The 5,974-nt window shown below is 72.4% G+C and carries 8 protein-coding genes; 6 read left to right on the top strand and 2 right to left on the bottom strand.

Annotated features, from left to right (window positions below; translation table 11 throughout):
- Positions 1 to 560: 23S rRNA (adenine(2030)-N(6))-methyltransferase RlmJ (gene rlmJ / locus AC2H6A_RS17270; protein ID WP_484274956.1), on the top strand; the 560-nt coding region annotated here is incomplete at its 5' end.
- The gene (locus tag AC2H6A_RS17275) at positions 535 to 1,248 is read left to right on the top strand and encodes a ribonuclease activity regulator RraA (RefSeq protein WP_484274957.1); all 714 of its coding nucleotides are present in this window, start codon (positions 535 to 537) and stop codon (positions 1,246 to 1,248) included. The genes rlmJ and AC2H6A_RS17275, both read left to right, overlap by 26 nt.
- On the opposite strand, the gene AC2H6A_RS17280 is transcribed toward AC2H6A_RS17275, so the two are convergent.
- Positions 1,224 to 2,234 (bottom strand): hydrogen peroxide-inducible genes activator, encoded by a 1,011-nt coding sequence (locus AC2H6A_RS17280; protein WP_484274958.1) that lies wholly within the window; start codon positions 2,232 to 2,234, stop codon positions 1,224 to 1,226. The genes AC2H6A_RS17275 and AC2H6A_RS17280 overlap by 25 nt on opposite strands.
- Before the next feature lie 122 nt (positions 2,235 to 2,356).
- Between AC2H6A_RS17280 and AC2H6A_RS17285 the strand changes: the two genes are divergently transcribed.
- The 3 genes from AC2H6A_RS17285 to AC2H6A_RS17295 all read left to right on the top strand — a co-directional run bounded on the left by AC2H6A_RS17285 (position 2,357) and on the right by AC2H6A_RS17295 (position 3,727).
- Entirely contained in the window at positions 2,357 to 2,845 is a 489-nt protein-coding gene (locus AC2H6A_RS17285; protein ID WP_484274959.1) for a rubrerythrin family protein, read from the top strand.
- Between the two features lie 26 nt (positions 2,846 to 2,871).
- Positions 2,872 to 3,036 (top strand): rubredoxin, encoded by a 165-nt coding sequence (locus AC2H6A_RS17290; RefSeq protein WP_484274960.1) that lies wholly within the window; start codon positions 2,872 to 2,874, stop codon positions 3,034 to 3,036.
- A 115-nt stretch (positions 3,037 to 3,151) separates the two neighbouring features.
- Positions 3,152 to 3,727 (top strand): TMEM165/GDT1 family protein, encoded by a 576-nt coding sequence (locus tag AC2H6A_RS17295; protein ID WP_484274961.1) that lies wholly within the window; start codon positions 3,152 to 3,154, stop codon positions 3,725 to 3,727.
- Between the two features lie 30 nt (positions 3,728 to 3,757).
- On the opposite strand, the gene AC2H6A_RS17300 is transcribed toward AC2H6A_RS17295, so the two are convergent.
- The gene (locus tag AC2H6A_RS17300; RefSeq protein WP_484274962.1) at positions 3,758 to 5,449 is read right to left on the bottom strand and encodes an N-acyl-D-amino-acid deacylase family protein; all 1,692 of its coding nucleotides are present in this window, start codon (positions 5,447 to 5,449) and stop codon (positions 3,758 to 3,760) included.
- A gap of 71 nt (positions 5,450 to 5,520) precedes the next feature.
- On the opposite strand from AC2H6A_RS17300, the gene AC2H6A_RS17305 reads away from it, so the two are divergent.
- Positions 5,521 to 5,974: MFS transporter (locus AC2H6A_RS17305; protein ID WP_484274963.1), on the top strand; the 454-nt coding region annotated here is incomplete at its 3' end.

Raw genomic sequence — 5,974 nt, forward strand, 5'->3', positions numbered from 1 at the left:
GGCATTTCGGGCGCACGCCGCGCACGCAGGTCACGCGGGCCGACGGCTTCGAGGCGCTGCGCAGCCAGGTGCCGCCCTCGTCGCGCCGCGCGCTGGTGCTGGTCGATCCGTCCTATGAGCTGCCGGCCGATTACGGCCGGGTGGTGGCCTGCGTGCGCGATGCCATGACGCGCTTTGCGCAGGGCGTCTACCTGGTGTGGTACCCGATCGTGCGGCGCTCGGTTTCGGCGCAGCTGCCCGGGCGCCTCGCGCGCATCGCCCGCGGCGCGCCCAAGGGCTGGCTGCATGCCAGCCTGAGCGTGGCCGAGCCCGACGAGCAGGGCTTCGGCATGACCGGCAGCGGGGTGTTCGTGATCAACCCGCCGCACACCCTGCGCCCGGCGCTCGAAGCCGCGCTGCCCTGGCTGCGCGACGCGCTCGCGCGCACGCCGCGCGCCCGGTTCCTGCTGGAGCACGACCAGCAGGCCCGCGACGAGGCCGGCCCGCGCGATGGCGTGGCCAGCGCCCGCCGCGCCACTCTCCCGAAAGGCCGTCATGTCCATGCCCGCACCCCTCGATGAGCAGACTGTCGCCACCCTCGCCGGCATCTCCACCGCCACCCTGACCACGCTGCTGCTCAAGAAGGGGCTGCGCAATGTCTGGCTGCGCAACACCCGACCGATCCGCAGCGGGCAGCCGAGGCTGGTGGGGCGCGCGTTCACGCTGCGCTTCGTGCCGGCCCGCGAAGACCTGGCCACGCCCGAGTCCTGGGCCTCGCCGATCTCCACCCGCGCGGCCATCGAGGCCATGGGCCCGGGCTGCATCGCGGTGGCCGATGCCATGGGCGTCACCGACGCCGGCATCTTCGGTGACATCCTCTGCGCGCGCATGCGCAAGCGCGGCGTGGCGGCGCTGGTCACCGATGGCGTGGTGCGTGACCTCGCCGGGGTGCTCGGCACCGGCCTGCCGGTCTGGTGCGCCGGGGCGGCGGCGCCGCCCTCGGTGGCCGGCCTCACCTTCGTGGCCTGGCAGCAGCCGATCGCCTGCGGCGGGGTGGCGGTGTTCCCCGACGACATCATCGTCGTCGACGACGATGGCGCGGTGCTGATCCCGGCGGCGCTGCTGCCCGAGGTGCTCGCCGCCGGCCCCGAGCAGGAGCGCTACGAGGCCTGGGTGATGAAGCAGGTGGAGGCCGGCGTGCCGCTGCCCGGGCTCTACCCGCCCGACGCAGCCACCCGCGCCCGCTACGAGGCGGAGCGCGGCGGCTGACCGCGCCCTGCGCGAGGATGATTGGCGGCGCCGATTGCAGCCGCCGACGCGGTCCCACCGGTGACGCGCCGTCGCTGACCGGCTGGTCGGCGGGCAAGCTGTCTGGCCAGCCCGGCGATGGCCTCGAACGCAGCCACGCGCGCGCTGCTGTCGCGGGCCACCAGCGCGATCTCGCGGCGTGGCGCCGGTGCGGCCAGGGGCCGCGCCAGCAGCGGCCCGTCGGCGAGCAGGCCGGCCTTGAGCGCCATCTCGGGCAGCAGCGCGATCCCCAGGCCCTCTTCGACCATCTGCACCAGCGTGACCAGACTGGTCGCCTCGATGCCCTGTGGGTTGGCGCCGTCGCTCAGCCCGCAGCCGGCCAGGGTGTGGCTGCGCAGGCAGTGTCCCTCGGCCAGCAGCATCAGGCGCTGCGGGTCGATGGCCTGTACGCGCAGGTTGGCACGGCGCAGCGCCGGATCATCGGGCGGGGCCACCAGCCAGAGCTCCTCGGCGAGCAGCGGCGTCACCCGCAGGCCGGTGGTGTCCCAGGGCAGGGCGATCAGCGCGAAGTCGAGCTCGCCGGCGCGCAGGCGCGCCAGCAGCGGCTCGGTCTGGTCCTCGCGCAGCGCAAGTTGCAGGTCGGGATGCCGCTCGCGCAGCCCGCGCAGCAGCGGCGGCAGCAGGAAGGGCGCGACGGTGGGAATGGCGCCCAGCCGCATCAGCCCGGCCATCGGCTGCGCCGCCTGGCCCACGGCCTCGACCAGATCGCGGGCCAGCGCGAGCAGATGGCGCCCGCGCGCCAACGCCAGCTCTCCGGCGGGGGTGAGCGCCACGCGCTGGCGGCTGCGTTCGACCAGCTGCGCGCCCAGGCTGCGTTCGAGCTCCTGCAGGCCGCCCGAGAGCGTGGACTGCGTGACGAAGCAGGCCTGCGCGGCCTGGGTGAAGTTCAGGGTGTCGGCCAGGGCGCTCAGGTAGGCGAGCTGGCGCAGCGAGGGCAGGGCATTCATCCTGAGGGGCTCCGGTTGAATCGGAAAAACCGATCGAAAAGATCGATATTATCCGTTGGACCGATAGAATGCCGATCGCCAGAATCCGCTCATCGCCACGTCACACCCCTGAGGAGAAATCGATGAGCAAGCCCGAATCCATCACCCTGCGCAATCTCGAGGCCGCCTTCGCCGGCGAGTCCATGGCCCACATCAAGTACCGCTACTTCGCCCGCATCGCCCGCGAGCACGGCGACGAGGAGACCGCCCGGGTGTTCGAGGCGACGGCCGAGCAGGAGGTCGCGCATGCCTTCGGCCATCTCGACCTGCTCTACCCGAAGGCGGCGCTCAGCCCGGCGCGCGCGCTCGAGCTCGCCATCGAGGGCGAGACCCACGAGTACACCGAGATGTACCCGCAGTTCCGCCATCTGGCCGTGCAGGAGGGCAACCAGGCGGCGGTGGCCGAGTTCGACGAGCAGATCGGCGAATCGCGCGAGCACGCGCAGGCCTTCCGCGCGGTGCTCGAGAAGGCCGCCAGACGCTTCGCGGCGCTGGCGCGGGTCGAGGAGCGGCACGCCAACCACTATCGTGACAACCTCGCCCGGGTCACGGCGGCCCGGCAGGCGGCCTGAACCCACCCACTTTCAAGGAGATGATGATGAAGACCTGGACCTGCATCGTGTGCGGTTTCGTGTACGACGAGGCCGCCGGCCTGCCCACCGAGGGCATCGCCCCCGGCACCCGCTGGGCGGATGTGCCCGAGGACTGGAGCTGCCCGGAGTGCGGCGTGGCCAAGTCCGACTTCGAGATGGTCGAGGTCTGATCGGCGCGTTGGCTGGCGCCGAGCCGGGGGCCGCTGGCGGCACCCGCTCCAGCGCCTGTGCCGATGCCTGTACCCGGCGCGGCTACACTGCGGGTCCGTTCAGCCCGGACCCGCCATGGAAGCCCTGCTCGTGTGCACCGGCATCGTCGCGCTCGCCGAAATCGGCGACAAGACGCAGCTGCTCTCCTTCATCCTCGCGGCCAAGTTCCGCCGTCCACTGCCGATCTGTCTGGGCATCCTGGTGGCCACGCTGGCCAACCATGCGCTGGCCGGCGCGGTGGGCACCTGGCTGACCACGCTGCTGGGCCCGGCGGCCCTGCGCTGGGGGCTGGGCCTGTCGTTCATCGCCATGGCGGCCTGGATGCTCGTGCCCGACCGTTTCGACGAGAGCGAAGCCCGCTTCGCGCGGCTGGGCGTGTTCGGCACCACGCTGATCGCGTTCTTCGTGGCCGAGATGGGCGACAAGACGCAGGTGGCCACGATCGCGCTGGCCGCCCGTTATCACGAATTCATCATGGTGGTGCTCGGCACCACGCTGGGCATGATGCTGGCCAATGTGCCGGCGGTGCTGCTCGGTGAGCGCATCGCCCATCGGCTGCCGGTGCGGCTGGTGCACGGCATCGCGGCGGTGGTGTTCGCCCTGCTGGGTGTGGCCACGCTCGCCGGTGTCGGCGAGCGCTTCGGGCTCTAGCCGCGGCTCAAGGCCGCGGCGGGTTGCGCCCTATTGCCACTGGCGCAGCAGGCGTCCCGGCAGCGGCTTGTGGACGGCGCCCTGCTCGTTGGCCACCCGCTGACCGTTCACCCAGACCCCATGCACGCCGCGCGGCCGCGTGACCACGCGGGTGGCGTTGGCTGGCAGATCGTTGGCCCGCGAGCGCGCGCCGCGGCCCACCGTGGCCGGGTCGAAGAGCAGCAGGTCGGCCGCCCAGCCCTCGCGCAGCGTGCCGCGCTCGCGAATGCCGAAGAACTCGGCCTGCGCGCTGGTGAGCCGGCGCACCGCCTCGGGCAGGGGCATCACGCCCTTGTCACGCACCCAGTGGCCCATCAGGTGCAGGCCAAACCCCGAGTCGTCGAGGAAGGACAGATGCGCGCCCGCGTCGGACAGCGACAGCAGGCTGTCCTCGTGGGTGAGCAGCTTCGCCACCGCCTGCTCGTCGTGGTTGAGCGCGGTCAGCGAGAACAGCGTGCCGAGGTTCTCGGCGATGGCCAGATCGAACAGGCAGTCCAGCGGATCAGCGCCGCGCTCGGCGGCGATGTCGGCGATGCTGCGATCGACCAGGTGCCGGTTCTCGGGCAGCACGGTCTCGAGCACCTGGATCAGGCGCCAGTTGCCCGAGAAGATGCGCCGGGCCGGCACGCTGAGTTCCTCGCGCAGCGCCGCGCGCAGCGCGGGGTCGCGCATGCGCGCGATCAGCGCATCGCCCTTCAGGCCGAAGATCGGCTTCCAGGCGAGCAGCGGCTCGAGCGGGTAGGGTGACTCGAAGGAGAAGTCGAACACCAGCGGCGTGGCCGCGACCGCACCGCGCATGCGGTTGCCGCGGGCATTGGCGGCGTGGATGCCTTCCAGGTCCTGGAACACGCTGTCGGGCGTGAGGCTGGAGTGCAGCAGCGCCGCCACCAGCACCGGCCGGCCCGAGGCCGCGGCGAACTCCTCGAGCTTGCCCACCGGCGTGGGCGGCCCCTTGGTGATCATGAACACGCCCTGGTTGCGCCGGCGCAGCGGCTCGGCCAGTTCGATGAACTCCGACCAGTCGGCCAGCCGCGAGGGCATGGGCCGGCCGTCATAGGCGCTGTGCGAGGTGGTGGTGGTGGAGGCCAGACCGATCGCGCCGGCCGCCAGGGCCTCGTCGATCAGGGCCTTCATGCGCGCCACCTCCTCGGGGGTGGCGGCACGATCGGAGGCGGCCGAACCCATCACATAGGTGCGCACCGTGGAGTGACCGACGAAGGCGGCGAGGTTCATCGCGCAGCCGCCGGCCTCGATCTGGTCGAGGTACTGCGCGAAGCTCTCGAACTGCCAGCGGATGCCGGCCTGCAGGCTGGCCAGCGACATGCCCTCCACTTGCGTGAGGTTCTTGGTGACCAGGTCGCGCGAGGCGGCGTCGGGCCGGCAGGGCGCGATGGTGAAGCCGCAGTTGCCGATGATGGCGGTGGTCACGCCCATGCCGATCGACTGGTCGAGATACGGGTCCCAGGTGATCTGCGCGTCGTAGTGGGTGTGGTTGTCGATGATGCCGGGCATCAGCGACAGGCCCTGCGCATCGAGCCGCTCGCGGGCCTGGCTGGCGGGGATCGGGTTGTCGGCGCGGCGCACCGCCGAGATGCGCCCGCCGGTGACGGCGAGCTGGCCGGTGAAGGGCGCATGGCCCAGCCCGTCATGGATGATGGCGTTCGAGATCAGCAGATCGTGCATGGTTTCCTCCTGCGCCGAGTATAGGCGGCGGCCCGGGCGGCCCCACCGGCGCGCGCGGCGATAATGGCCCGGTGAGCGCGCCTGCCGATCCGTTGCCGACCGAACCGCCTGCCCTGCGGCCCGACGCGGCGTCACTGGCGCCCGAACCGCCCGTGGTGGCGGAAGCAGCCCGGGCGGCCACGCCCTGGCCCGCGGTGGCCGCGGTCATCATCGCCGGCATGGTGGCCGCCACCCACATCGGCAAGCTGCCGCCCTCGCTGCCGGCCCTGCGCGAGGCCTTCGGCCTGACGCTGGTGCAGGCGAGCTGGCTGGTGTCGGCCTTTCAGCTGGCGGGCATGCTGCTCGGTCTGTTCGGCGGGCTGCTGGCCGACCGCTTCGGCGCGCGCCGCACCATGGCCCTGGGGCTGAGCTTGCTCGCGCTGGCCAGCGGCGCCGGCGCGATCGCCGATCAGCCCGCCACGCTGCTCGCGCTGCGGGCGCTGGAGAGCGCGGGCTTCCTGCTCACCGTGCTGCCGGGGCCGGCGC

Source organism: Quisquiliibacterium sp., from assembly GCF_982640115.1.